The 25,193-nt window shown below is 67.2% G+C and carries 25 protein-coding genes; 15 read left to right on the top strand and 10 right to left on the bottom strand.

Annotation, left to right across the window (positions count from 1 at the left end):
- Positions 1-98: 98 nt before the first annotated feature.
- From xsc to tauA, 6 genes are all read right to left on the bottom strand, one after another.
- The gene (xsc, locus tag E3D03_RS09870) at positions 99-1,880 is read right to left on the bottom strand and encodes a sulfoacetaldehyde acetyltransferase (RefSeq protein WP_263566811.1); all 1,782 of its coding nucleotides are present in this window, start codon (positions 1,878-1,880) and stop codon (positions 99-101) included.
- Between the two features lie 12 nt (positions 1,881-1,892).
- Positions 1,893-3,284, bottom strand: coding sequence for an NAD(P)/FAD-dependent oxidoreductase (locus E3D03_RS09865; RefSeq protein WP_263566810.1), 1,392 nt, complete (start codon positions 3,282-3,284; stop codon positions 1,893-1,895).
- Between the two features lie 8 nt (positions 3,285-3,292).
- Complete coding sequence (locus tag E3D03_RS09860; RefSeq protein WP_263566809.1) at positions 3,293-3,688, bottom strand: nuclear transport factor 2 family protein; 396 nt, start codon at positions 3,686-3,688, stop codon at positions 3,293-3,295.
- Positions 3,689-3,780: 92 nt separating this feature from the next.
- A complete protein-coding gene (locus E3D03_RS09855; RefSeq protein WP_017998124.1) occupies positions 3,781-4,608 on the bottom strand; it encodes an ABC transporter permease subunit in 828 nt (275 codons plus the stop codon).
- Positions 4,601-5,410, bottom strand: a complete 810-nt coding sequence (locus tag E3D03_RS09850) for a taurine ABC transporter ATP-binding protein (protein ID WP_263566808.1) — start codon at positions 5,408-5,410, stop codon at positions 4,601-4,603. The genes E3D03_RS09855 and E3D03_RS09850 overlap by 8 nt, the downstream gene beginning before the upstream one ends.
- Before the next feature lie 77 nt (positions 5,411-5,487).
- Positions 5,488-6,501: a taurine ABC transporter substrate-binding protein gene (tauA, locus tag E3D03_RS09845; protein ID WP_263566807.1), complete on the bottom strand. Its 1,014-nt coding sequence runs from the start codon at positions 6,499-6,501 to the stop codon at positions 5,488-5,490.
- A 211-nt stretch (positions 6,502-6,712) separates the two neighbouring features.
- On the opposite strand from tauA, the gene E3D03_RS09840 reads away from it, so the two are divergent.
- The 7 genes from E3D03_RS09840 (at position 6,713) to E3D03_RS09810 (ending at position 14,861) form a co-directional block, all read left to right on the top strand.
- Positions 6,713-8,203 (top strand): PLP-dependent aminotransferase family protein, encoded by a 1,491-nt coding sequence (locus E3D03_RS09840; RefSeq protein WP_263566806.1) that lies wholly within the window; start codon positions 6,713-6,715, stop codon positions 8,201-8,203.
- 345 nt (positions 8,204-8,548) lie between these two features.
- Entirely contained in the window at positions 8,549-9,058 is a 510-nt protein-coding gene (gene fabA, locus E3D03_RS09835) for a bifunctional 3-hydroxydecanoyl-ACP dehydratase/trans-2-decenoyl-ACP isomerase (protein WP_017998128.1), read from the top strand.
- A gap of 21 nt (positions 9,059-9,079) precedes the next feature.
- On the top strand, positions 9,080-10,309 hold the full coding sequence (fabB, locus tag E3D03_RS09830) for a beta-ketoacyl-ACP synthase I (protein WP_263566805.1): 1,230 nt from the start codon (positions 9,080-9,082) through the stop codon (positions 10,307-10,309).
- 19 nt (positions 10,310-10,328) lie between these two features.
- Positions 10,329-11,117, top strand: coding sequence for an enoyl-ACP reductase (locus E3D03_RS09825; RefSeq protein ID WP_017998130.1), 789 nt, complete (start codon positions 10,329-10,331; stop codon positions 11,115-11,117).
- Entirely contained in the window at positions 11,117-11,944 is an 828-nt protein-coding gene (locus E3D03_RS09820; protein ID WP_263566804.1) for an alpha/beta fold hydrolase, read from the top strand. The genes E3D03_RS09825 and E3D03_RS09820 overlap by 1 nt, the downstream gene beginning before the upstream one ends.
- Before the next feature lie 161 nt (positions 11,945-12,105).
- On the top strand, positions 12,106-13,914 hold the full coding sequence (locus E3D03_RS09815) for an FG-GAP-like repeat-containing protein (protein ID WP_263566803.1): 1,809 nt from the start codon (positions 12,106-12,108) through the stop codon (positions 13,912-13,914).
- 56 nt (positions 13,915-13,970) lie between these two features.
- Positions 13,971-14,861 (top strand): LysR family transcriptional regulator, encoded by an 891-nt coding sequence (locus E3D03_RS09810; protein WP_263566802.1) that lies wholly within the window; start codon positions 13,971-13,973, stop codon positions 14,859-14,861.
- A gap of 24 nt (positions 14,862-14,885) precedes the next feature.
- Here the strand turns inward: E3D03_RS09810 and E3D03_RS09805 are convergent, their stop codons facing one another.
- Complete coding sequence (locus tag E3D03_RS09805) at positions 14,886-16,088, bottom strand: pyridoxal phosphate-dependent aminotransferase (RefSeq protein ID WP_263566801.1); 1,203 nt, start codon at positions 16,086-16,088, stop codon at positions 14,886-14,888.
- Between the two features lie 85 nt (positions 16,089-16,173).
- On the opposite strand from E3D03_RS09805, the gene E3D03_RS09800 reads away from it, so the two are divergent.
- Both E3D03_RS09800 and E3D03_RS09795 read left to right on the top strand, forming a co-directional pair.
- On the top strand, positions 16,174-16,455 hold the full coding sequence (locus E3D03_RS09800; RefSeq protein ID WP_263566800.1) for a succinate dehydrogenase assembly factor 2: 282 nt from the start codon (positions 16,174-16,176) through the stop codon (positions 16,453-16,455).
- A 91-nt stretch (positions 16,456-16,546) separates the two neighbouring features.
- Positions 16,547-17,062: a MarR family winged helix-turn-helix transcriptional regulator gene (locus tag E3D03_RS09795; RefSeq protein WP_017998136.1), complete on the top strand. Its 516-nt coding sequence runs from the start codon at positions 16,547-16,549 to the stop codon at positions 17,060-17,062.
- Between the two features lie 177 nt (positions 17,063-17,239).
- On the opposite strand, the gene E3D03_RS09790 is transcribed toward E3D03_RS09795, so the two are convergent.
- Positions 17,240-17,668 carry a VOC family protein gene (locus E3D03_RS09790; protein WP_020487198.1) on the bottom strand — a complete coding sequence of 143 codons (429 nt, stop codon included), beginning with the start codon at positions 17,666-17,668 and terminating at the stop codon, positions 17,240-17,242.
- Positions 17,669-17,801: 133 nt separating this feature from the next.
- Here E3D03_RS09790 and thyX point away from each other — a divergent pair, with 133 nt between their 5' ends.
- Positions 17,802-18,707, top strand: a complete 906-nt coding sequence (thyX, locus tag E3D03_RS09785; protein WP_062560917.1) for an FAD-dependent thymidylate synthase — start codon at positions 17,802-17,804, stop codon at positions 18,705-18,707.
- 121 nt (positions 18,708-18,828) lie between these two features.
- Positions 18,829-19,812, top strand: a complete 984-nt coding sequence (locus E3D03_RS09780) for a BMP family protein (protein WP_263566799.1) — start codon at positions 18,829-18,831, stop codon at positions 19,810-19,812.
- 20 nt (positions 19,813-19,832) lie between these two features.
- Here E3D03_RS09780 and E3D03_RS09775 read toward each other — a convergent pair whose 3' ends face one another.
- Positions 19,833-20,615 (bottom strand): 3-hydroxybutyrate dehydrogenase, encoded by a 783-nt coding sequence (locus E3D03_RS09775; protein WP_263566798.1) that lies wholly within the window; start codon positions 20,613-20,615, stop codon positions 19,833-19,835.
- A 388-nt stretch (positions 20,616-21,003) separates the two neighbouring features.
- On the opposite strand from E3D03_RS09775, the gene E3D03_RS09770 reads away from it, so the two are divergent.
- The 4 genes from E3D03_RS09770 (at position 21,004) to E3D03_RS09755 (ending at position 23,973) form a co-directional block, all read left to right on the top strand.
- A complete protein-coding gene (locus E3D03_RS09770; RefSeq protein ID WP_263566797.1) occupies positions 21,004-22,860 on the top strand; it encodes an extracellular solute-binding protein in 1,857 nt (618 codons plus the stop codon).
- Positions 22,857-22,991: a hypothetical protein gene (locus E3D03_RS09765; protein ID WP_018000150.1), complete on the top strand. Its 135-nt coding sequence runs from the start codon at positions 22,857-22,859 to the stop codon at positions 22,989-22,991. Before E3D03_RS09770 ends, E3D03_RS09765 begins: the two co-directional genes overlap by 4 nt.
- Entirely contained in the window at positions 22,991-23,344 is a 354-nt protein-coding gene (locus E3D03_RS09760) for a hypothetical protein (protein WP_263566796.1), read from the top strand. Before E3D03_RS09765 ends, E3D03_RS09760 begins: the two co-directional genes overlap by 1 nt.
- 278 nt (positions 23,345-23,622) lie before the next feature.
- A complete protein-coding gene (locus E3D03_RS09755; protein WP_263566795.1) occupies positions 23,623-23,973 on the top strand; it encodes a RidA family protein in 351 nt (116 codons plus the stop codon).
- On the opposite strand, the gene lpxB is transcribed toward E3D03_RS09755, so the two are convergent.
- Entirely contained in the window at positions 23,948-25,111 is a 1,164-nt protein-coding gene (gene lpxB, locus E3D03_RS09750; protein WP_263566794.1) for a lipid-A-disaccharide synthase, read from the bottom strand. The two genes, E3D03_RS09755 and lpxB, sit on opposite strands and share 26 nt — an antisense overlap.
- Between the last annotated feature and the right edge of the window lie 82 nt (positions 25,112-25,193).

The following is a 25,193-nucleotide window of genomic DNA, read 5'->3' as shown; positions in this document are numbered from 1 at the left end:
GGCCCCGAGGGGGGCGCTGCCCCCCTCGCGCTTGCCCGGCCCCTCGATGGGGCCCGGCAAGCGCACCCCCCGGGGTATTGGCCGAGCAAAGAAGCGCGTCAGGCGGCGCCCTTTTGCGGGCGCATGTCGGCCGGGTCGATCCCCGCCACCACCACCGGCTTCTTCATCGCGTCGCGGCGGAAGGGCTCGCCCAGCTCCTGGTTCAAGAGCACCTCGATGAAGGTGGTCTCGCGGTTCTGCATCTGCCGCTCGACCGCCTCGTGCAGGGCCGCGGTCAGTTCCTCCTGCGACGTCACCTGCACACCGTGCAGTCCGCAGGCCCGGGCGATGCCGGCATAGGAGGTGTCGCGGTCGAGCTCGGTGCCGACGAAGTTGTTGGCGTACCACAGCGTCGTGTTGCGCTTTTCCGCGCCCCACTGGTAGTTGCGGAAGATCACCATGGTGATCGCCGGCCAGTCCGCGCGCCCGCAGGCGGTCATCTCGTTCATCGAGATGCCGAAGGCGCCGTCGCCGGCAAAGCCGATCACCGGCACCTCGGGATTGCCGATCTTGGCGCCCAGGATCGCCGGGAAGCCGTAGCCGCAGGGACCGAACAGGCCCGGCGCCAGGTATTTCCGCCCGGCCTCGAAGCTCGGATAGGCATTGCCGATGGCGCAGTTGTTGCCGATGTCGCTGCTGACGATCGCCTCCTTCGGCACCGCCTGCATGATCGCCCGCCAGGCCTGGCGCGGGCTCATCAGCCCGGCGTCGCGCGCCCGCGCCTCGGCGTTCCATTCCGTGCCCGGATCGTCATCCTCGTGGTCGAGGCTCGAGAGCTCCTGCGCCCAGCGGGACTTGGTCTGCGCGATCAGCGCCTTGCGCTCGGCCCGGCCGGCATCGCCCGCCGAGGGGGCAAGCTGCGCCAGGACGGCGCGCGCCACCTTGGCCGCGTCGCCCTGGATGCCCACGGTGACCTTCTTGGTCAGCCCGATGCGGTCGGCGTTGATGTCGACCTGGATGATCTTCGCCTGCTTCGGCCAGTAGTCGATGCCGTAGCCCGGCAGGGTCGAGAACGGGTTGAGCCGCGTCCCCAGCGCCAGCACCACGTCGGCCTTGGCGATCAACTCCATCGCCGCCTTCGAGCCGTTGTAGCCCAAGGGCCCGACCGCCAGCGGGTGGCTGCCCGGGAAGCTGTCGTTGTGCTGGTAGTTCGAGGCCACCGGCGCATCCAGCCGCTCGGCCAGTTTCGCCAGGTCCGGGATCGCACCCGACAGGACCACGCCGGCGCCCGACAGGATGACCGGGAAGTTCGCTTCCGACAGCAGCCTTGCCGCCTCGGCCACCGCCGCCTCGCCGCCCGCGGGCCGCTCGAAGCTGACCACCTGCGGCAGCTCGACGTCGATCACCTGGGTCCACATGTCGCGCGGGATGTTCATCTGCGCCGGCGCCGAGTTCCTCCAGGCCTGCATGATCACCCGGTTCAAGACCTCGGGGATGCGGGACGGGTCGCGCACCTCCTCCTGGTAGCAGACGCAATCGGCAAAGAGCCGCATCTGCTCCATCTCCTGGAAGCCGCCCTGGCCGATGGTCTTGTTCGCCGCCTGCGGCGTGACCAGCAGAAGCGGCGTGTGGTTCCAGTAGGCGGTCTTCACCGGCGTCACGAAGCCGGTCACCCCCGGCCCGTTCTGCGCGATCGCCATCGACATCTTGCCCGTCGAGCGCGTGAACCCGTCCGCCATCAGCCCGGCATTCGTCTCATGCGCGCAGTCCCAGAACGTGATCCCCGCCTTCGGGAACAAATCCGACACCGGCATCATCGCAGAACCGATGATCCCGAACGCATGCTCAATACCATGCAGTTGCAAAACCTTGATAAAGGCTTCCTCAGTGGTCATTCTCATGGCGATGGCTCCTTATGCGCGTTCGTCGCGGTAATGATAGAGTTTGTAGAGGCCCCATTGGCCGAGCCGGCGGAACGGCGTCCTCCAGCCTTCATGGGGCAGTTCGGTATTGAAGATCGGCAGCTCGGGCACGGCCTGGCCCGCCACCAGCTGCGCCATGCGGCGCCCGGCCTGGGCGGAATACATCACGCCGTTGCCGCCGTAGCCCAGGGCATAGAAGGCGCCGGGAAGGTCGGGCATGCCGGTGATGCGCGGCATCATGTCGTGGCTGACATCCACCCAGCCCCACCAGCTGTAGTCGAGCTCGATGCCGCGCAGGGCCGGGAACTTGCGATACATCCCCTCCTTCAGCGCCTGAAGATGCGCGGGATTGGCCGCGTCGCGGCCGGTGATCGCGGCGCGCGAGCCGATCTGCAGCCGGTTGTCGGGCAGCAGGCGGTAGTAGTGGCGCAGCGTCCTCGTATCGGTCAGCGGCGAGCCGGTGCGGATGCCCACGGCCTCGAGTTCGCCCGGCGTCAGCACGCGGGTCACGATGCTGTTCGACATGATCGGCATCAGCCGGTCCTTGAGCCGGGGATGCAGGCCGCGGGGCGCATAGGCCGCGGTCGCGACCGCCACGCGGCGGGCACGGACCGTGCCGCCCGGGGTACGCAGGTGATGCACCCCGCCCCGATACTCCCAGCCCTGCACCGGGCTGTCGACATGCACCCGGGCGCCCAGCTCGCGCGCCGCGCGCAGATAGCCGAAGGCCAGCTTCGCGGCATGGATGCCGACGCCGTCGGCCTCCCACAGGGCGCCATGCGCCTCGTGGTCGCGCACCACCTCGGCATGCAGCTGCTCGCGCGTCAGCATCCGGGCGTCATAGCCGAAGCTGTCGCGCAGGAGCGCCGCCTCGCGCTCCAGGCCCGGCATCACCGAGGCCTTGTGGGCGATGTAGTAATGCCCGCCGTCCTGGGGGTCGCACTGGATGTCGTGGTCGCGGATCAGGGCGCGGAACAGATCGAAGCCCTCGCAGACCTCGGCATGCAGCCGCTTCGCCACATCGAGGCCCCAGCGCTCGATCCACTGGCTGCGCTTGAGCCGGCCCGAGCTGACCTGGGCCTGGCCGCCGTTGCGGGTCGAGCAGCCATAGGCCACGCCATTGGCCTCCAGCACCACCGGCTTGATGCCGTGCTCCTTGGCCAGGTGCAGGGCACAGGACAGGCCGGTGTAGCCCGAGCCGATCACCACCACGTCGGCGTCGAGATCGCCGCGGACCGGGCCGTCGTCGGCGGGCGGCGGGCCCGCGGTGCCGATCCAGTAGGTCGGCGCGTAGTCGCTGCGCGGTCCCAGGTCCGGGGCCGTCATCGGATCGTAGAACGGGTCGAAGGGGACCGAGCCCGGGCGTTTTTCGATGACCTGCATGGCGGACCTCATTGCGCCGGAATGGCCGGGCGCTGCTTGCGGATGGCCTGCTTTTCCACCAGCTGACCGTCACGGATGCGGAACAGGTCGACGCCCTGGACCTCGGTCCGGGTGCCGTCGGGGTTGGTGGCGCGGAAGGTCCATTGGCTGACGCCGCGGGTGCCGTCCTCGGACAGGAAATGGCTGTGGTCGGCCCATTCGACGTCCGGCATGGTGGTCCAGACGGTCTCGAAGGCCTTGGCGATGGCGGGCTTGCCCTCGATGCGGTTGCCGTATTCGTTGTCGCCGGCGACGGTGTAGAACACGCAGTCATCGGCGAAATGCGTCATCACACCTTCGATGTCATGGCGGTTGAAGGCGTCGAAGGTCGCTTTCAGGTCGTCTGCGGTCAGCTTGCGGGTCATGGTTCGGATGCTCCTTTCCCGGGCGGTGGCGCGGGATCGCGCCTCCGGGACTGTCTTGCTTGGGGAATCGGGGTCGGGTCAGAGGGGCTGGATCAGATCTTGCCCTTCCAGGGGATCAGCGCCTTTTCGATGCGCCGGATCAGCATGTCGAAAGCAAAGGCCAGGATGCCGATCACGATGATGCCCATGATCACGGTGTCCGAGGCCAGGTATTCGGCCGAGTTCAGCACCATGAAGCCCAGGCCCCGCGAGGCGGCGACCATCTCGGCCGCGACCAGCGTGGTCCAGCCCACGCCGATGCCGATGCGCATGCCGGTGAAGATCTCGGGCAGCGCGGCCTTGAGGATGACGTGGAAGATCACCTGCAACTTGCTGGCGCCCATGGCATAGGCGGCGTGGATCTGTTCGGTCGAGACCGAGCGCACGCCGGCCCGGGCCGCGATGGCCATCGGCGCGAAGATCGCCAGGAAGATCAGGAAGACCTTGGGGAATTCGCCGATGCCAAGCCAGATGATGATCAGCGGCAGATAGGCCAGCGGCGGCAGCGGGCGATAGAATTCGATGATCGGATCCAGGATGCCGCGCACCCAGCGGTTCACGCCCATCAGGATGCCCAGCGGCACCGCGACGACCAGCGCCAGGAAGAAGGCGCCCAGCACCCGGCCGAGGCTGGCCAGCGTATGCTGCAGCAGGGTCGAGTTCGACACGCCCTCGGTCACGGCCAGCACGAACTTGCCCCAGACCGCGGCGGGGGACGGCAGGAACAGCGGTTTCACCCAGCCCATGCCGGTGACCAGGAACCACAAGCCGATCAGCGCGATGGCGGTGACCAGGCTGATCACGGCGCTGTTGCCGTCGCCGGGCGCGCCATAGGATACGCCGGGGCGGGCCGGCCGGGCGCGGGTCAGACGTTCAAGCATGGACCGCTTCCTTTTCGCCGGCGCGTTCGTCGCCATAGATGATGCCAAGGATCTGCTCCCTCATTTCGATGAAGTCGCGGCTGGACTTGATGGCGCGCGAGTCGCCCTCGGCCAGGAAGCGGCGGTTGAAGTCCAGCTCATAGGTGTGGGTGATGCGGCCGGGGCGCGGCGACATGACGATCAGCCGCGAGCCGAGAAACAGCGCCTCCTCGACCGAGTGGGTGATGAAGAAATACATCTTTTCGGTCTTTTGCCAGATGTGCAGCAAAAGCTCCTGCACCGTCTCGCGGGTCAGGGCGTCCAGCGCCGCCATCGGCTCGTCCATCAGCAGCATGGCCGGGTCGCAGGTCAGGGCGCGGGCGATGCCGACGCGCTGCTGCATGCCGCCCGACAGGTGATAGATCATGTGCTTGTGGAAGTCCTGCAGGCCGACCAGCGCCAGGTTCTTGACCGCGCGCTCGCGCCGGGTCCTGGCGTCGACGCCCTGCAGCTTCAGGCCGAATTCGACATTGTCGATGACATTCAGCCAGGGCAGCAGCGCGTGTTTCTGGAACACCACGCCGCGTTCGGGGCCGGGGCCGGCGACGGGGCGGCCGCCCAGCGTGATCTCGCCGGCCGAGGGGGCCATGAAGCCCGCCATCAGGTTCAAAAGCGTGGTCTTGCCACAGCCCGAGGCGCCCAGGGCAACGACGAAATCGCCGCTCTTGACCTCGAGGTTGACGCCCTTCAGCGCCGTGACCGGGGCGCCCTTGTGGTGGCCCGGATAGATCAGGTCGACATTCGAGACTTTCAGGGTCTGCATCTCAGCGGTCTTTCAGGGAAGGGGGTGAAAGGCTTGGGATGAGGCCCCGGGGATGGTCCCCCGGGGCATGCGGGGCATCACTTCGCGGCAGCCTGGGCGAAACTTGCGTTGACGAAGGGGGCATAGTCGTCCAGCGCCTTGTCGATCTGCTTCTGCTCGACCAGGAACCTGGCGCTTTCGCTGACGGCCTTCAGCGCGCCGCCGCCGAGCCAGGTCGCCGAGGCCTGTTCGGCCGCGTCGGGGAAGGACAGCATGCCCAGCGCCTCGACCACGCCGGCCGCTTCGCCGCCGATCAGCTTGACGATATTCGCGACCTGAGCCGAGTCGGCGGTCCAGGCGGCCTTGTTGGCGTTGTAATCGGCATAGGATGCCGCCAGCGCGTCGGTGAAGGCCTGCATGAATTCCGGGTTTTCCTTGGCGAAATCGGTCGAGACCACCAGCCCGTCGAAGGTCGGCACCGAGGCCGCGCCGATCTGTTCGCTGTCGGCGATGACCTTGCCGTCCTTCATCAGCTCGCTCAGCACCGGCGGCCAGACATAGGCGGCGTCGATGTCGCCACGCTGCCAGGCGGCCAGGATCTGCGGCGGCTTCATGTTCAGGATGTTGACCGAGCGCGGGTCGATCTTCCAGACCTGGTCCATGCCCACCAGCAGGTGGAAATGCGAGGTCGAGACGAAGGGCACCGCGACGTTCTTGCCGGCCAGATCCGCCGGGCTTTCGATGCCCGAGCCCGAGCGGGCGACCAGGGCCTCGGACTTGCCGATATTGTCGAGGATCCAGAACAGCTGCATCTCGACGCCGCGCGTGGTGGCGGCGGCGATCCCGGTCGAGCCGATGACGCCGACCGGCACATTGCCCGAGGCCAGCGCCGTCGAGATGTCGCCGCCCGAGGAGAACTGGCGCCAGTCGATCTTGTAGCCCGCCTTTTCGGCGGCCGCATCGATGCTGCCGTCGGCGATGGCATTGATGAAGGGGCCGACGATCTGCTGATAGCCGACGACCACCGTGGTCTCGGCCAGGGCCTGGCCGGTCAGGCCGGCACCGAAGGTCATCGCGGCCAGATAGACTCCGGCCCGGCTGAAATTGGTCATTCTGGGACTCCCTGTTCGTTGTCGTTGGCGGAGCTGGCCCTGCCGGCCGGTTCCTGCTGTGCTGGCGGTCCGTCGCCCCTGCGCATCGCTGGTCAGGTTGGTCATTCGGGCCCGCTTCTGTCTCGCGGTTCTGTCCGACCGCTTCTGCGACAAAATGTTGCAGGTGCGGCGCCGCAAGGATATGACCAGATGAAAGCAAAGATAGGTCCAGATGAGCGACCGCATCCCCGTCGAGATGTTCTTCCTGCGCGACAGCGAGGCAGGCACGCTGCAAGGCCGGCTTGCCGCGGCCATCGTGCAGGCAATCCTGGAAACACGGGCCCGGCCGGGGACGCGGCTGCCCTCGTCGCGGGGTCTGGCCGAGTCGCTCGGCATTTCGCGCATGACGGTGACGCTGGTCTATCAGGAGTTGATCAGCCAGGGCTATCTCGAGACGCGGGCGCGTTCGGGCATCATGGTGGCGGCGACGGTGCCGCATCGCCGGCTGCGGGTGCAGGAGCCCCTGCCGCGCGAGACCGCGCTGGACTGGGACAGCTGGCTTTCGGACCACCAGCCCCGGCAGCGGGTGATCCGCAAGCCGGCGAACTGGCGCGACTTCCGCTATCCCTTCATCTATGGGCAAAGCGACCCGGGGCTGTTTGACCACAACGCCTGGCGCGACTGCGCCCGCCGGGCCTGGGGGACGCGCGACTTCGGCGAGCTGGCCTCGGATTTCTACGGCGCCGACGATCCGATGCTGATCGACTATATCTGCTCGCATTCGCTGCCGCGCCGCGGCATCCACGCCCGGCCGGACGAGGTGCTGGTGACGCTGGGGGCGCAGAATGCGCTGTTCATCACCGTCGAGTTGCTGGCGCGCGGCGACCGGCTCGCGGTGACCGAGGATCCGGGCTATCCCGATTTTGCCGAGACCCTGCGCCGCGCCCACAGCCCGACCACCTTCCTCGACGTGGACGAAGGCGGGCTCGACCCGCAGATGCTGCCGCAGGGCACGCGGCTGGTGATCGTGACGCCCAGCCATAATATCCCGACCGGCGCCACCATGCCGCTGGCCCGGCGCCGCGAGTTGCTGGCCCGCGCCGCCGCGCATGACTTCCTGATCGTCGAAGACGACTATGATTTCGAGATGTCCTACCTGGCCCCGCCGGCCCCGGCGCTGAAGTCGCTCGACCGGGCCGGGCGGGTGATCTACATCGGCAGCTTCTCGAAATCGCTGTTTCCGGGATTGCGCATCGGCTACATGGTGGCCCCTGCCCCGCTGATCGCCCGGGCACGGGCGCTGCGGGCGATCATGCTGCGCCACCCGCCGAACCACCTGCAACGCATCACCGCCTATTTCCTGGCGCTGGGGCATTACGACGCCCATATCGTGCGGCTGCGCGGCGCGCTGAAGCGGCGCCGGGCGCTGATGGAGCAGGCCCTGGGCGAGACGCCGCTGCGCATCGCCGGCGTCGCGCGCTCGGGCGGCTCCAGCCTGTGGATCGAGGCCCCGGGCGGCATCGACAGCAGCCTGCTGGCGGAACGGCTGCAGCAGGACAGCGTGCTGATCGAGCCGGGCGAGGTCTTCTTCGAGACGCCGCCGGCCCCCTGCCCGTTCTTCCGGCTGGGCTATTCCTCGATCCGCGAAGCCGACATCCAGCCCGGCATCGCCCTGATCGCCCGCCGCGCCATGGAGCTTGCCCGGCAAACCCGGGCGGCCTGATCGGCGTGGTGGTCGCGCGGGACGGGGGGCTTTGCCCCCGCGCGTGCCGCGCTCCCCCAGGATATTTGGACAAGAAAGAAGCGCAATCCGCGACACCCGTCTGGCTTCTCTTTTGTGGAAAAATATCCTGCGGGGGTCCGGGGGCGCAAAGCCCCCGGCAGCAAGCGTGAAGGCGTCGGCAACGCTGCCGCGGCAAGCTGGCCAAGCCGGCGCAAACTCGGGTAAAAGCTGCGCCCTTGCGCCTCGACGGGGCGGAATGATAGACCGGGAAAAGTTCGACGGAGGGCGCGGCCTGCCGTGACCAGAAGTGATGACGCAACGTCCGACCAAGGGGAAAACACAGGCATGACGATGACACGGACCAGCTTTGACAAGGACGATCTGCTGGCCTGCGCCCGTGGCGAGCTGTTCGGTCCCGGCAATGCCCAGCTGCCCGAGCCGCCCATGCTGATGATGGACCGCATCACCGACATCTCGGCCGACCGCGGCGCGCATGGCAAGGGCCATGTCGTCGCCGAATTCGACATCACCCCCGACCTGTGGTTCTTCGCCTGCCACTTTCCCGGCAACCCGATCATGCCGGGCTGCCTGGGCCTTGACGGGCTGTGGCAGCTGACCGGCTTCAACCTGGGCTGGCGCGGCTGGCAGGGCCGCGGCTATGCGCTCGGCGTGGGCGAGGTCAAGCTGACCGGCATGGTCCGTCCCGACCGCAAGCTCTTGCGCTATTTCGTCGACTTCACCAAGGCGGTGCAGACCCGTCGCCTGACCATGGGCGTCGCCGACGGCCGGGTCGAGGCCGACGGCGAAACCATCTACGAGGTCAAGGACATGAAGGTGGCCCTGTCGGCCGCCTGACCCATGAACAAGGAGCACGCCATGCGCCGTGTCGTCATCACCGGGCTGGGCATCGTCTCTCCCATCGGCAACAATGCCACCGAGGTCACCGACAGCCTGCGCGCGGGCCGTTCGGGCATCGTCTTCGCCCCCGAATATGCCGAGCATGGCTTTCGCAGCCAGGTCCACGGCATGCCGCAGATCGTGCTCGAGGACCATATCGACAAGCGCAACCTGCGCTTCATGGGCGAAGGCGCGGCCTATAACTTCCTGGCCATGGAGCAGGCCATCGCCGATGCCGGGCTGACGCCGGAGGATGTCTCGAACGAACGCACCGGGCTGGTCATGGGCTCGGGCGGGCCCTCGACCTCGAACCTGTTCGACGCGCATCGCATCGTGATCGAGAAAGGCGCGCCGAAGCGTATGGGGCCGTTCATGGTCACGCGCTGCATGTCCTCGACCAATTCGGCCTGCCTGGCCACGCCCTTCAAGATTAAGGGCGTGAACTATTCCATCACCTCGGCCTGCTCGACCAGCGCGCATTGCGTCGGCAATGGCACCGAGCTGATCCAGATGGGCAAGCAGGACATCGTCTTCGCCGGCGGCGGCGAGGAACTGGACTGGACGCTCAGCTGCCTGTTCGACGCCATGGGCGCGATGTCCTCGAAATACAACGACACGCCGCAGACCGCCTCGCGCCCCTTCGACACCACCCGCGACGGCTTCGTCATCGCCGGCGGCGGCGGCGTGGTCGTGCTCGAGGAACTGGGCCATGCGCTGGCGCGCGGCGCCAGGATCTATGCCGAAGTCACCGGCTATGGCGCGACCAGCGACGGCTACGACATGGTGGCGCCGTCGGGCGAAGGCGGCGAGCGTTCGATGCGGCTGGCGCTCTCGACCCTGCCCGAGGGGCGCCGCGTCAGCTATGTCAATGCGCATGGCACCTCGACCCCGGTCGGCGACGTGGGCGAGATCAAGGCCCTGCGCCGGGTCTTCGGCGAGGGCGCGGTGCCGCCCGTCTCATCGACCAAGTCGCTGACCGGCCATTCGCTGGGCGCGACCGGCGTGCATGAGGCGATCTATTCGCTGCTGATGATGCAGAACGGCTTCATCGCCGCCTCGGCCAATATCACCGAGCTGGATCCCGAGATCCGGCCCGAGGAAATCGCGTGCGAGCGCGTCGACAATGTCGATTTCGATACGGTCCTTTCCAACAGTTTCGGTTTCGGCGGCACCAACGCGACGCTGGTCCTGTCGAAATACCGCGAATAAGCCAAGAAAAGGTTAAGCGATGGGCGATTTGATGAAGGGGAAACGCGGCCTGGTGATGGGGGTCGCGAATGACCGCTCGATCGCCTGGGGCATCGCGAAGGCGCTGGCCGACCAAGGTGCCGAGCTGGCCTTTTCCTATCAGGGCGAGGCTTTCGGCAAGCGGGTCGAGCCGCTGGCGCAGTCGCTGGGCTCGGACTTCCTGATGGATGTCGACGTGCTGAACGACGAATCGCTGGACGCGGCCTTTGCCCAGATCGAATCGCGCTGGGGCGGGCTGGATTTCCTGGTCCATGCCGTGGCCTTTTCCGACAAGAACGAGCTGACCGGGCGATTCATCAACACCACGCGCGACAACTTTAAGAATTCCTTGACGATTTCCTGCTATTCGCTGATCGACCTGGCCCGGCGGGCGCAGCCCCTGATGACGAATGGCGGCTCGATCATCACGCTGACCTATGCCGGCTCGAACCGGGTCACGCCGTTCTACAATGTCATGGGGGTGGCCAAGGCTGCGCTGGAATCGTCCGTCCGTTATCTTGCCAACGACCTCGGTCCCGACGGGATCCGCGTCAATGCGATCAGCCCCGGGCCGATGAAGACCCTGGCCGGCGCAGCCATCGGCGGCGCCCGCAAGACCTATCGCCATACCGAGGCGAATGCGCCCCTGCGCGCCAATGCCACGCTGGAGGCCATCGGCGGCACCGCGGTCTGGCTCTGCTCGGACTGGGGCGCCTGCACCACCGGCGAGATCGTGCTGGTCGACGGCGGCTATCACGTGCTGGGAATGCCGCAGTCGGACAACCTGTGATGGCGCTGGCGCATTTCCAGGCCGAGGACGGCACTCGCCTCGCCTATCGCGACGAGGGTGCCGGTCTGCCGGTGCTGGCGCTGTCGGGGCTGACCCGCAACGGCAGCGACTTCGACTATCTGGCGCCGCACCTGACTGGCGTGCGGCTGATCCGGCTGGACTATCGCGGCCGCGGCGCATCGGGCTGGTCGGGCGCCGACAGCTATACCGTCGCGCAAGAGGGCCGCGACGCGCTGCTGCTGCTGGATCACCTCGGGCTGGACAAGGTGGCGCTGCTCGGCACCTCGCGCGGGGGGCTGATCGGCATGTTGCTGGCGGCGGTGGCGCATGAGCGGCTGCTGGGCCTGTGCCTGAACGACGTCGGCGCGGTCCTGCAACGCGGCGGGCTGGACCGGATCAAGGATTACATCGGCCGCAACCCCTCGGCCACGACGCATGACGAACTGGCCGCGCGCCTGCCGGCGGTGATGCCGGGCTTTGCGCATGTCCCTGCCTCGCGCTGGCTCGAGGAGGCCCGCCGGCACTATCAGGAAACGCCCGCGGGGCTGCGGATCAATTACGACCCGGCGCTGCGCGATGCCTTCCTGGCCGGTTTCGAGGCGCCCGAGGTCGATCTCTGGCCGCTGTTCGACGCCGCGCGGGACCTGCCGCTGGCGCTGATCCGGGGCGCGAATTCGGACCTGCTGGCGCAGGAGACGGCGGCCGAGATGCAGCGCCGCCGCCCCGACATGATCCTGGCCGAAGTGCCCGACCGCGCGCATATCCCCTTCCTCGACGAGCCCGAGGCATTGCGGGCGATCACGGACTGGCTGGCGCTGATGCGCTAATCGGCGCGCCCCGGGCGTTCCACGCAGGGTTTCGCGCCGGGCTGTGAATGCAACCGCAAGGCATGGCAAACCTTTGTTTATGCGCCATTTCCCGGATTGCCGCAAGGGCATTCCGGGCATAGGCTGGTGGTGTTCCACTCCGGTTTTTCACGAGTATCGCCATGTCTGGCCCAACGGCATCCAATGTCGTGTTTGTCGCCCATCAGGACGACAGCATCCTGTTCATGGAACAGGCCCTGCACGCCGCCCTGACGCGCGGCGAACCCGTCACCACCGTCTTTCTCACCGCCGGCGACGCCGGCCGAGGCGCCGCCTATTGGCTGGGGCGCGAGGCGGGCGCCCGCGCCGCCATGTCCGAGATGACCGGCTCGACGCAATGGGTGACCGAGACCGTCACGCTGGGCGACAGCGGTTACCAGATCGTCACCAGCTACCTGGCCGACCAGCCCGGCGTCCGGCTGTATTTCTTGCGCCTGCCCGACGGCATGCTGCATGGCACCGGCTCGGACCGCTATGGCCGCGAGAGCCTGGAACAGCTGGTCGAGGGCGACCTGGAGCGGCTGCACAGCGTCGACGGCGCCGCCAGCTACGACCGCGCCCAGCTGGTCGAGCTGATGCGGCTGCTGATGGACACGCACCAGGCGACAAATGTGCTGATCCAGGACCATGTAAGCGTGTTTTCGCATGATGACCACAGCGACCACCGCGCCACGGCTTGGCTGGCGACGCTGGCCTTCCAGGGCTCGGACCCGGGCCGGGAACTGGTCGGTCATGTCGACTATGGCAGCCGCGCCCTGCCCGCCAATGTCCCGCCCGAGCTGCTGGAGCATTTCCGCGACATCTTCCGCGCCTATGCCGCGCATGACCCCCTGACGCAAAGCGGCCATACGCCCGAGGGCGAGCTGATCTTCGAGGCGCATTTCGAGGCCTGGCTGCAACGCGACCACCTGGTCGCCGACGTGCTGGACCTCTGGGCGCTGGACTTTACCCAGGTGCGCGGCGGCTGGCGGGTGCAGAACCATGTCCGCACGCTGGCCGATGTGGATGGCGACGGCCAGGCCGACGTGGTGGGCTTCGGCACGGGCCGGGTGCTGACCGCGCTTGCCGGCGACTATTGCTTCGCCGAGGCGACCGCCTGGTCCGAGGCCTTCACCAGCCGCAGCGGCTGGCGCAACGACCGGCACGAGCGCGAGATGGGCGACCTGAACGGCGACGGCCGCGCCGATATCGTGGGTTTCGGCGACAATGGCGTCACGGTGGCGCTGTCGAACGGCCAGGGCTTCACCGATGCCGGGCTGTGGCTTGCCGACATGGGCCAGCTTGCCGGCAACTGGCGCGTCGCCCGACATGAACGCGCGGTCGCGGACGTCGACGGCGACGGGCGCGACGACGTGATCGGCTTCGGCAATGGCGGCGTGCTGGTCGGCCTGTCCTCGGGCGCGGGGCTGGGGCCGGCACAGGTCTTCACGCGCGAATTCACCTATGCCGCCGGCTGGCGCAACGAGCTTCACGTCCGCGCCCTGGCCGATGTCGACGGCGACGGCCGCGCCGATATCGTGGGCTTTGGCGAGACCGGCGTGCAGGTGGCGCTGTCCACCGGCAGCCGCTTTGCCGCCAGCACGGTCTGGAGCGTCGAGTTTGCACGCGCCGGCGGCTGGGACGTGGCGCGGCACGAGCGCCTGCTGGCCGATGTGGACGGCGACGGCCGCGCCGACATCGTCGCCTTCGGCGAAACCGGCGTCGCGGTGGCGCTGTCGACCGGCGCGGGCTTTGCCACCGCCGAGATCTGGTCGGACGAGTTTGCCTTTGACGACGGCTGGCGCACCGACCGGCACGAGCGCATGCTGGCCGACGTGAACGGCGACGGCCGCGCCGATATCGTCGGCTTCGGCGAGGAATTCGTCGAGGTGGCGCTGTCGACCGGCACCGGCTTCGCCGCCCCGGTGCTGGCCGACGACTTCGCCGTCTGAGAATGCCCCTTGGCGACCCCCGGCCACCTCGGCTAAAGCCGGCAGAAGGGGGTGCCATGGATTTCAAGTGGCTCGAGGATTTCCTGTCGCTGGCCGAGACGCACAGCTTCTCGCGCTCGGCCGAGTTGCGCGGCGTCACGCAAAGCGCCTTTTCCCGCCGCATCCGCGCGCTCGAGGAATGGCTGGGCACCGACCTTTTGAACCGCGACAGCTATCCGGTGACGCTGACCCCCGAGGGCGTCGCCTTCCGCGAGACCGCCGAGGAGACGGTGCGGATGATCCAGGCCCGCCGCGCCGAATTCCGCGACCAGGCACGCAACCGCGGCGGCGAGATCAGTTTCCTGGCGCTGCACAGCCTGACCGTGACCTTCCTGCCCGGCTGGCTGATGCGGCTGAAATCCGCCGCCGGCCAGATGACCAGCCGCGTGAAGCCCGAGAATTTCGACCGCTGCATCGAGGCGCTGACCGAGGGCGGCTATGACTTCTTCCTGACCTATGCCCATCCGCAGGTGAACATTCCGCTGGATCCGGCCGGCTATCCGCATCTGGTGGTGGGCCAGGACAGCCTGGTCGCCGTGGCGCGTCCCGGCTGGCCGCGAGAATGGCTGACCGAGGGCATGCCGATGCTGAAATATTCGCGCGGCTCGTTCCTGAACGCCATGGCCCGCATCGCGCTGGCCCAGCCCGGCGCGCCGCTGGTCTATGTCGCGCATACCGACGAATCGAGCATGGCCGAGGCGCTGAAAAGCATGGCCGTGGCCGGGCATGGCATGGTCTGGATCCCGCGCCGGCTGGTCGAGGCCGAACTGGCTGCCCGACGGCTGGAAATCGTCGCACCCGAGCTGCCGATGCAGATCCGGCTCTACCGCAATGCCGCGCGCGGCCGCGGCATCACCGGCCGGGTCTGGCAGGCCGCCCGGCAGTCGGGCGAGGGCGAGGCGCGCTAGGGCTGTCCCGCCGGCTGCCTGCTGTCAGCGCAGTCCTTCGCAGAACCCCTTGATCCGCGCGCAGGCATCTTTCAGCACCGCGTCCGCGGTCGCGTAGGAGATGCGGAAATGCGGGCTGAGGCCGAAGGCCGCGCCGAACACCACCGCCACCCCGGTCTCGTCCAGCAGCGCGGTGGCGAATGCCTCGTCATCGGTGATCGGCGTGCCGCCGGCCGAGGTCTTGCCGATCAGCGGCGCAATCGAGGGATAGACGTAGAACGCCCCCTCGGGCACCGGGCAGGTGATGCCCGGGCAGGCGTTCAGCCCGGCCACCACCAGATCGCGCCGGCGCTGGAACACGGCGCGGCTTTCCGCGATGTAGTCCTGCGGGCCGGTCAGCGCCGCGAGCGCGGCATATTGGCTGATCGAGCAGGGATTCGAGGTCGATTGCGATTGCAGCTTGGCCATGGCGCCGATCAGCTCTTTCGGCCCGGCACCATAGCCGATGCGCCAGCCGGTCATGGCATAGGCCTTGCTGACGCCGTTCATGGTCAGCGTGCGCGATTTCAGCGCCGGCTCGACCTGGGCCGGGGTGACGAAGCGGAAATCGTCGAACACCAGATGCTCATAGATGTCATCGGCCAGCACCCAGACATGCGGATGGCGCAGCAGCACCTCGGTCAGGGCGCGCATATGCGATTCGCCATAGCCCGCCCCGGTCGGGTTCGAGGGCGAATTCAGGATCAGCCATTTCGTGTTCGGCGTGATCGCAGCCTCCAGCTGCTCGGGCGTGATGCGATAGCCGCTCTCCATCTCGGCCGGGACGATGACCGGGGTGCCGCCGGCCAGCAGCACCATGTCGGGATAGCTGACCCAATAGGGCGCCGGAATGATGACCTCGTCGCCCGGGTTCAGCGTCGCCATCAGGGCATTGTAGAGGATCTGCTTGCCGCCGGTGCCGACGCTGATCTCGGCCGGGCTATAGTCGAGGCCGTTTTCCCGCGCAAACTTGTCGCAGATGGCGCGTTTCAGCTCGGGGATGCCATCGACGGCGGTATAGCGGGTGTGGCCCTGGTCGATGGCGTCCTTGGCGGCCTCGCGGATATGGGCGGGGGTGTCGAAATCGGGCTCGCCAGCAGACAGGCTGATGATGTCGCGCCCCTCGGCGGCCAGTTCGCGGGCGCGGCCGGTGATGGCGATGGTCGGCGAGGGTTTGACGCGGGCGAGCGTCTGGGACAGAAAGCGCATCATCTTCATCCTGCGGCTGGGTCGCCTTGTCATAGGCATCCCCCCGCGGACAGGCAAGCCGGGGACGGCTGGGACGGGAACGGGCATGGACGAGCATGAGGCAAGGCTGAAGCGGTTGCGGATGCGCAGCTGGCGGCGCGGCACCAAGGAGATGGACCTGATCCTGGGCCCGTTCTCGGACAGCGATCTGGCCGGGCTGTCGCCCGCGGAGCTGGACCTTTACGAAGCATTGCTCGAGGAAAACGACCAGGATCTCTATCCCTGGATCACCGCGCGGCTGGGCGACGCCCGGCCCGGGCCCGCGGCGCTGTCGCCGCTGCTGGACCGCATCGCGCGTCATGCCCAGGGCAGGCTGGGGCCGAAATAGGCACAATTTTAGCAAACTGCGCCGGGATTAACCGAAGATTGGGGAATATGCTGCACCATGGCTGAAACGACGCCATGAACGGAAACCGCTTATGCAACAGCGCAGCCCTGCCCAGACGGTGCCCGCCCTGCGGCCCCTGCCACGCAGCAGCCGAAGCGAGGCTTATCTTGAAAGCCTCCAGATCCTGGAACGGCTGCACCGGCTTCTGCTGGACCTGGTCAAGGACGAATTCGAACGGCTGGGCCGGACGGATCTGACCCCGATCCAGGCCATGCTGATCTATAACCTCGGCACGGCCGAGGTGACGGCGGGGGAGTTGCGTTCGCGCGGGATGTATCAGGGCTCGAACGTCTCCTACAATCTCAAGAAGCTGGTCGAGCTGGGCTATGTCCATCACGAACGCTGCGAGATGGACCGCCGCTCGGTCCGGGTGCGGCTGACTCCCGACGGGCAGGAGGTGCGCGACTGCGTGGCCGCGCTTTTCACCCGCCATGCCGAGGGGCTGGAGCTGTCCGGCGTGCTGGACGACCCGCCCATCGAGGGGGTGAACCTGCAATGGCGCCGGGTCGAACGCTTCTGGGCCGAACAGATCCGCTACATCTATTGAGGCAACGCGCCGGCCCTCCGGCGCGGACTCGCGGCCGCCAAGGGCTTTCCTGGCGACCCCGGATATGCCCGGCCCGGCATGTATCGCCGGCGGGTCGGTCTCTCTCCCCGCCTGCGATCTGGGGGTGACGGGCCGGGCATATCCAGAAACGCCGCGCGCCTCAGCACTTGGCCCGGATCACCAGTGGCCGCTGTTCTCCATGCTGGCCCAGGGCTCTTGCGGCGGCAGGCTCTCGCCCTCTTGCAAGAGCTCGATCGAGACATTGTCGGGACTGCGCACGAAAGCCATGTGGCCGTCGCGCGGCGGCCGGTTGATGGTGACGCCCGCATCCATCAGCCTCTGGCACAGGTCGTAGATATTCTCGACACGATAGGCCAGATGCCCGAAATGCCGGCTGTCCGAGGGCAGCCCGTCGTCGCCATCCCAATTCCAGGTCAGTTCGACCGGACATTCCGGCTGTTCGGGCGGCGCCATGAAGACCAGGGTGAAGCGGCCCTTGTCGTTCTCGATGCGCCGGGTCTCCTCGAGCCCGAGCAGGCGAAAGAATGCCATCGTCTTGTCGAGGTCGAGCACGCGCACCATGGTGTGCAGATAACGGATCTTCATCGGCTTTCCTTTCCTTTGCGGCCGTCAGACTGGCATTGCCGCGGCATAACGGCAACCGGCGGCGCCGGGTTTCCTCGTTGATCGCGGCGCGGACATGCGCGACAAGACGGCAGCAGAAGGAAGGATTCCAGACATGCCGCTGACCCCCGAACAACAGGCCGAGATCGACGAGTTGCGCGCCACCCCGCGCCCCACCCTGCGCGCCGTGGCCGAGGGGATGGAGCGGCATCTCTACCAGGCGCATCCGGTGCTGGACCACGGGCTGGTGCGCGTCATCGACTATATGGGCGACGACAGCGCTATCACCCAGGCGGCGCGGGTCAGCTATGGCCGCGGCACCAAGTCGGTCAGCAATGACGAGGGGCTGATCCGCTATCTGATGCGGCACTGGCACTCGACCCCCTTCGAGATGTGCGAGGTCAAGTTCCACGTCAAGCTGCCGGTCTTCGTCGCCCGGCAATGGATCCGCCACCGCACCGCCAACGTGAACGAATATTCGGCGCGCTATTCGATCCTCGACCGCGAATTCTACATCCCGGCCCCGGAACAGCTGGCCGCGCAATCGACCGTGAACAACCAGGGCCGCGGCGAGGTGCTGCAGGGCGACGAGGCCGCGCGCGTCCTGGACCTGCTGCGCGAGGATGCGATGCGCAGCTATGACCATTACGAGGCGATGCTGAGCCAGGACGGCCAGCAGGGCCTTGCGCGCGAGCTGGCGCGGATGAACCTGCCGGCCAATGTCTATACGCAATGGTATTGGAAGGTGGACCTGCACAACCTGTTCCACTTCCTGCGCCTGCGCGCCGACGCCCATGCGCAATACGAGATCCGCGCCTATGCCGAGGCGATGTGCGGCATCGTCCGCGACTGGGTGCCGCTGGCCTATGCCGCCTTCGAGGATTACCGCCTGGGCGGGGTGCAGCTTTCCGCGAAAGGCGTCGAGGCCCTGAGGCGCCGCCTGTCGGGCGAGACGGTCACGCTGGAGAACAGCGGCATGAGCAAGGGCGAATGGCGCGAGTTCGAGGGGGTTTGGGGCTGAGCGGCACCGCAATGATTTTCAATAAATCGCTGCGACAGAGTCAATATATTTCGCGTTGACCCAGCGTCATCCAACGCCTCCCCTGTCCAGACCCCAACCTCGACAAAGGACAGCGAACAGGATGAACGCGACAATTCGGCTGGCTCTGGCCGCCTCGATGCTGATGGCCGGCGCAAGCCATGCGCAGGACACGCTTTCGATCGCCATGCTCATTCCGGGCAAGATCGACGACAACGGTTTCATGGAGGCCGGCTACAACGGCCTTCTGAAGATCGAGAAGCAGTTCGGCGCCGAGGTCGCCTATACCGACCAGGTGCAGCCGGAGCAGGACAAGCTGGAAGAGGCGCTGCGCGCCTTAGCCCAAAAGACCCCCGACATGGTGATCGCCCATGGCGGCCAGAACAACGAGGCCGCGAAGACCGTGGCGGCCGAGTTCCCGGAGATTCCCTTCGTCGTGGTGCAGGGCGGCGTGACCGGGACCAACCTATCGAGCTACGAGGTGCTGCAGGAGCACAGCGCCTGGCTCGGCGGTGCGGCGGCAGGGCTGCTGACGCAATCCGGCGTGGTCGGCCATATCTCTGGCATCCGGGTGCCTCCGGGGCTGAAGGGGCGCGGCGGCTTCTACAACGGGCTGATGCATACCAGGCCCGACGCGAAATTCCTGACGATCTTCGCCGGCAATCAGGACGATACCGACCTGGCCGCACGGGTGGCGAAGGCCGAGACCGAACAGGGCGCCGACATCATCTTCACCATGCTGAACGCCGGCCGCCAGGGCGCCACCGACGCCATGCGCGAGGCCGGCGCGAAGCAGATCGGCAATGTCATCGACTGGACCAAGGTCGAGCCCGATGTCTTCATCGCCTCGGCCATCGCCGATGTCAGCATTCCCAGCGTGCAGGCGGTGCAGGATCTGGCCGACGGCACCTGGAAGCCGGGCACGATCAAGCATATCGGGCTTGAAAATCCCGATGCGGTCTCGCTGACCCTGTCCGATGCCGTCCCGGCCGAGATCCGCAGCCGGATCGACACCCTGCGCGAGCAGATCGTAAAGGGAGAGATTGCGGTCTCGACCGAATATTCCGGGCCCGAACTCGAAATGTGACCGGCGGCTGCGGGCGGCGCCTAGAGCGCCGTCCACCCCCCATCCACCGAAATCGTCGTGCCGGTGATCTGATCCGCCGCCGGCGAGCACAGGAAGACCGCCGTGCCGCCGATCTGCCCGACCGTGGCGAATTCGCCCGAGGGCTGGCGCTGCAGCATGACCTTGGCGATCACCTCCTCGCGGCTCATGTTGTGGGTCTTCATCTGGTCGGGGATCTGCTTCTCGACGATCGGGGTCAGCACATAGCCCGGGCAGATCGCATTGCAGGTGATCGCCTCGCCGGCGGTCTCGAGCGCGGTCACCTTGGTCAGGCCGACGATGCCGTGCTTGGCCGCGACATAGGCCGACTTGAACGCGCTGGCCGTCAGCCCATGCGCCGAGGCGATGTTCACCACCCTGCCCCAGCCCGCCTTGCGCATCATCGGCAACGCCACCGCGGTGGTGTGGAAGGCCGAGCTGAGATTGATCGCGATGATCGCATTCCATTTCTCGACCGGGAAATCCGGGATCGGCGCGACATGCTGGATGCCGGCATTGTTGACCAGGATGTCGCAGGCGCCGGCCTGCTCGATCAGCGCCCGGCACTGCTCGCCCTTCGACATATCGGCCTGGATATAGCGCACCTTGACGCCATGCTCGCGCGCCAGGCTTTCGGCCAGGGCGTGGTCCTCGGGCGCGTCGGTAAAGCTGTTCAGCACCAGGTCGGCGCCGGCGCGGGCCAGCTCATGCGCGATGCCCAGCCCGATGCCCGAGTTGGAGCCCGTCACCACCGCCGTCTTGCCGCTGAGGAATTTCTCGAACATCGCTGCCTCTCCTGCATGCCGTGTCGCCTGGGCGGCAGCATGGGGAAATTGCGCCGCCGCGGCAAGGGCGCCCGCGCCAGGGCCGAAAGCCACCCGCAGCCCCGGCGAAACCACCGTTTCGCTTCACATTTTCGCGTGATCGATTCCCTTGCCGGCGCGCGCCGATTCCGGCGCCGCCGACTGGCGGGAACCCCAATAAAAAAAGCGCCCGCACGAGGCGGGCGCAAGTCATGAGGCAGGTTTCATACAGGCAAGAAACCTATCGAGCAGTGCCTTATCTATACGCTTTTCCCCCCATGAGTCCAAGGCTCAAGTTTGCCTCATGGTGAACGGCCGGTTAATCTCGGCGCCAACAACATCAGCGACCCGGAAAACAGGGCCTTCGAGCATGCGATTCTTCAAATTTGCTAACGAATCCGCGATCTGGCGGCGAATCGCGCTTTGCGTGTGTGTTGCATCCATGCCGCTGGCAAGCCTCGCCGAGCCCATGCATGCCATTGCAATGTATGGAGAACCTGCGCTGGAGCCGGGCTTTTCCGCCCTGCCCTACGTCAATCCGGACGCACCCAAGGGCGGCACGATTCGCCTGGCCGAGACCGGCAGCTTCGATTCGCTGAATCCCTGGATCCTGATGGGAAACCCGGTCTGGCCGATCTTCACCCAGCCCGGCCTTCTGACCGAGTCGCTGATGATGCGCTCGATCGACGAGCCCTTCACGCTATACGGGCTTCTGGCCGAAAGCGTCGAGACCGACCCGGACCGAAGCTGGGTCGAATTCACCCTGCGCCCCGAGGCGCGCTTCTCGGACGGCGCGCCCGTGACCATCGAGGACGTCATGTGGTCATATGAGACGCTCGGGACCAAGGGCCACCCGCGCTATACCGCCGTCTGGTCCAAGGTCGCGAAGATGGAGAGAACCGGCCCGCGCTCGGTCCGCTTCACCTTCAACACCCGCGACCGCGAGCTTGCCATGCTGATGGGCATGCGGCCGATCCTGAAGAAGGCGCAATGGCAGGGCCGCGACTTCGACCGCTCCAGCCTGATGGCGCCCATCGGCTCGGGGCCCTATGTCATCGACAAGGTCGATCCCGGCCGCGCGATCAGCTTCCGCCGCAACCCGGATTACTGGGGCCGCGACCTGCCCGTCACCCGCGGCATGTATAATTTCGACGTGATCCGCTATGATTATTTCGCCGATGCCTCGACCATGTTCGAGGCCTTCAAGGCCGGCGAGATCGACGTCTGGCGCGAGCTGGTCGCGGCGCGCTGGGACCGCGACTTCGACTTTCCCGCCATCCGCGACGGCCGCGTGGTCAAGTCCGAGATCGCGCATCAGCGCCCTTCGGGCATCATCGGGCTGGTGATGAACACGCGCAATCCGCTGTTTGCCGACTGGCGGGTGCGCCAGGCGATGATCGAGGCCTTCAACTATCGCTTCATCAACATGACGCTGTCGGGCGGCAAGGACCCGCGGATCACCAGCTATTTCTCGAACTCGGACCTGGGCATGCAGCCCGGACCCGCCACGGGGCGCGAGGCGGACCTGCTGGCGCCCTTTGCCGCCCAGCTGCCACCCGGCACGCTGACCGGCTACAGCCTGCCCGAGGGCGGCACCCGCGCCATCGACCGCCAGGGCATCCGCGCCGCGCTGGACCTGCTGCGGCAGGCCGGCTGGCGCGTGCAGGACGGCGAATTGCGCGACGCTCAAGGCGCCCCCTTCCGCTTCGAGATCCTGCTGAACCAGTCCGGCAGCGCCATGCGCACCAGCGCCGAGACCCGGCAGATCGTCGACATCTTCGTCGAATCGCTGCGCAACCTGGGCATCCGGCCGCAGGTGACGCTGCTCGACGCCGCGCAATATGTCGAGCGGACCAACAATTACCAGTTCGACATGACCTGGTATGAACGCGGCCTGTCGCTGTCGCCCGGCAACGAACAGCTGCTCTATTGGGGCCGCAGCGGTGTCACCGCGACCGGCAGCAAGAACTGGATGGGCATGGATTCGCCCGCCGCCGAGGCGATGATCGCCGAGATGACCCAGGCCCGCAGCGATGCGGATTTCCATGCCGCGGTCCGGGCGCTTGACCGGATCTTGACCGCCGGGCGCTATGTCATCCCGGTCAGCTATTCGCGCATTTCGCGCTTGGCCCATGCCTCTCGTCTGGATTATCCTGAAAACACGCCGCTTTACGGGGACTGGCCGGGGTTCATGCCGGAAACCTGGTGGCAGGAGGAGAAGAAATGAAGACCGTTCGCATCGCAACCTTGCTGGCTGTCCTGGCGTTGGCCGGATGCAATACCGTCGCCGGCGTCGGCGAGGACATCACCGGCGCCTCGCGCATGGTGCAGGGTGGCATAGGAGGAGGCGGCTACTGATGAGATGGAGCAATGTCCAGGCGAACTGGCCCGCCTTCTACGAGGCGATCACCGAGAAATGGCCCGAGGCCGACGAGGATGAGTTGGACGAGATCGACGGCGACCAGCGCGCCTTCATCCGCTATATCGCCGAGGTGACCGGCCAGGAGATCGCCGAGACCAAGGACGAGATCCGCGAATGGCTGGCGGGAGAGATCCCCTCAGACGTGGTCATGGATCCGATCCACGACGGCCATTCCCTCGCGTTGTCGGCGAAATTCGTCGGCGAGGGCGAAGATGAATATGACGACGACGCCCGCTTCGGCGACGATGACGAGATCCGCGGCGATGGCGACCTGAACGACCCGCGCTGACGGCGGCGCGGAACCCGCCCGCCCCCGCCGCGTTCCATTTCCAACCGCCTGAGCGGCTTGCACAAATGGGAGGAAGGCATGAAGGGCATCATCGCGTGGTTTCTGGGGGTCCCGATCTTCGTGATCATCCTGCTCTACCTGACCGGCGTCTTCTGATCCGCCCGTTCCGATCGGGTAGCCGCCGCCGTCCTGCCAGGCATTGATCGCGGCGGCGGGCTTTGGCATGAGGGCGCTGTGCTGACGGCGCCCTTGCCGAGCCCCAACCCAAAGGATCGAACATGTCCGAGATCAAACGCATCGAGACCGGCGCCCGCATGAGCCAGGCCGTGGTCTATAACGGCATCGTCTACCTGGCTGGCCAGGTCGGCAAGCCCGGCGAATCGGTGACCGAGCAGACCCGCGAAGTGCTGGCCCAGATCGACCGCCTGCTGGCCGAATGCGGCTCGGACAAGACCCGCATCCTGACGGCGCAGGTCTGGATGGCCGACATGGCCGATTTTGCCGAGATGAACGCGGTCTGGGACGCCTGGGTGCCCGCCGGCCAGACCCCGGCCCGCGCCACCGGCGAAGCCAAGCTCGCCACCCCCGATTACAAGGTCGAGATCATCGTGGTCGCGGCGCAGAGCTGATCGCACCCATCACGGAACGCGCGGCGCGCAGGCCCGGAGCCTCGCCGCCGCGCCCCAGCCGCTGCATGGTCAACTCCATCGCGGCAATCTGCCGGGCGCGCTCCTCGGGATCCTCGACCAGCCGATAAAGCGCCTGCGACATCGGCCCCGGCTGGCAGGCCCGGCCCAGGAATTCCGGCACCACCCGCGTCTCGCTGACCAGATTGACCAGGGTGACGGTGTCCGTCTTCAGCAGCAGCCCGATGATCAGCCGGCTGAGCGGCGCCACATCATAGCCGATCACCATCGGCACGTCATTCGCCGCCAGGTCCAGACTGACCGTGCCCGAGGCCGCCAGCGCCAGGTCGGCCGCGGCAAAGGCCGCGCGTTTCTCCTCGGCGCCCTCGACCACGATCGGCGCGGTCGGCCAGCGCTGCGCCATGTCATGCACCAGCCCCGCGACGCCGCGCACCGTCGGGATCACCACCCGGATCTCGGGCACCCGGTCGCGCAGCCGGATCAGCGCCTCGTCGAAGCGCGGACCCAGCCGGCCGACCTCGCTGCGGCGCGAGCCCGGTAGGCATAGCACCAGCGGCGTCTCGGGCGCGATGCCGTGGGCGGTGCGGAAGCCGGCGGCCTCCTCGGCGCTGGCGACGGGCTCGGCCGCAATGGGATGGCCGACGAAATCGCAGCTCATGCCGGCGGCCCGCATCAACGGCGGCTCGAAGGGCAGGATCGCCAGCACATGGTCGATGACCTGGGCCATCTTCTGCGCCCGCCCCGGCCGCCAGGCCCAGACCGAAGGCGCGACGTAGTGGATGGTGCGCAGCTCGGGGTTCAGCGCACGGGCCTCGCGCGCCACCCGCAGGCAGAAATCCGGGCTGTCGATGGTGATCAGCGCATCCGGCCGCGCCTCGGCGACGGCTTGCGCCGTCTCGCGGATGCGGGCCTTCAGCGCGCGATATTTCGGCAGCACCTCCCAGATGCCCATCAGGCTGAGCTCGTCCATCGGAAAGCGGCTCTCCAGCCCCTCGGCCGCCATCGCCGGCCCGCCGACGCCGGTAAAGCCGGCCCCGGGGTCGAGCTGCTTCAGCCCGGCCATCAAGGCCCCGCCCAGGTTGTCGCCCGAAGGCTCGCCGGCGATCAGGAAGAACTTCATCGCGCCGCTCCGCTTGCCATGTTCCATGGGTATTTGAAGAGCAAAGAAGCCATGCGGGCCTCTTCGTTGCCCAAATGCCCGC

The organism is Paracoccus sp. DMF, from assembly GCF_004407025.1.
Lineage (GTDB): Bacteria > Pseudomonadota > Alphaproteobacteria > Rhodobacterales > Rhodobacteraceae > Paracoccus > Paracoccus aminovorans_B.
This window is presented reverse-complemented; position numbering and strand designations above follow the sequence as displayed.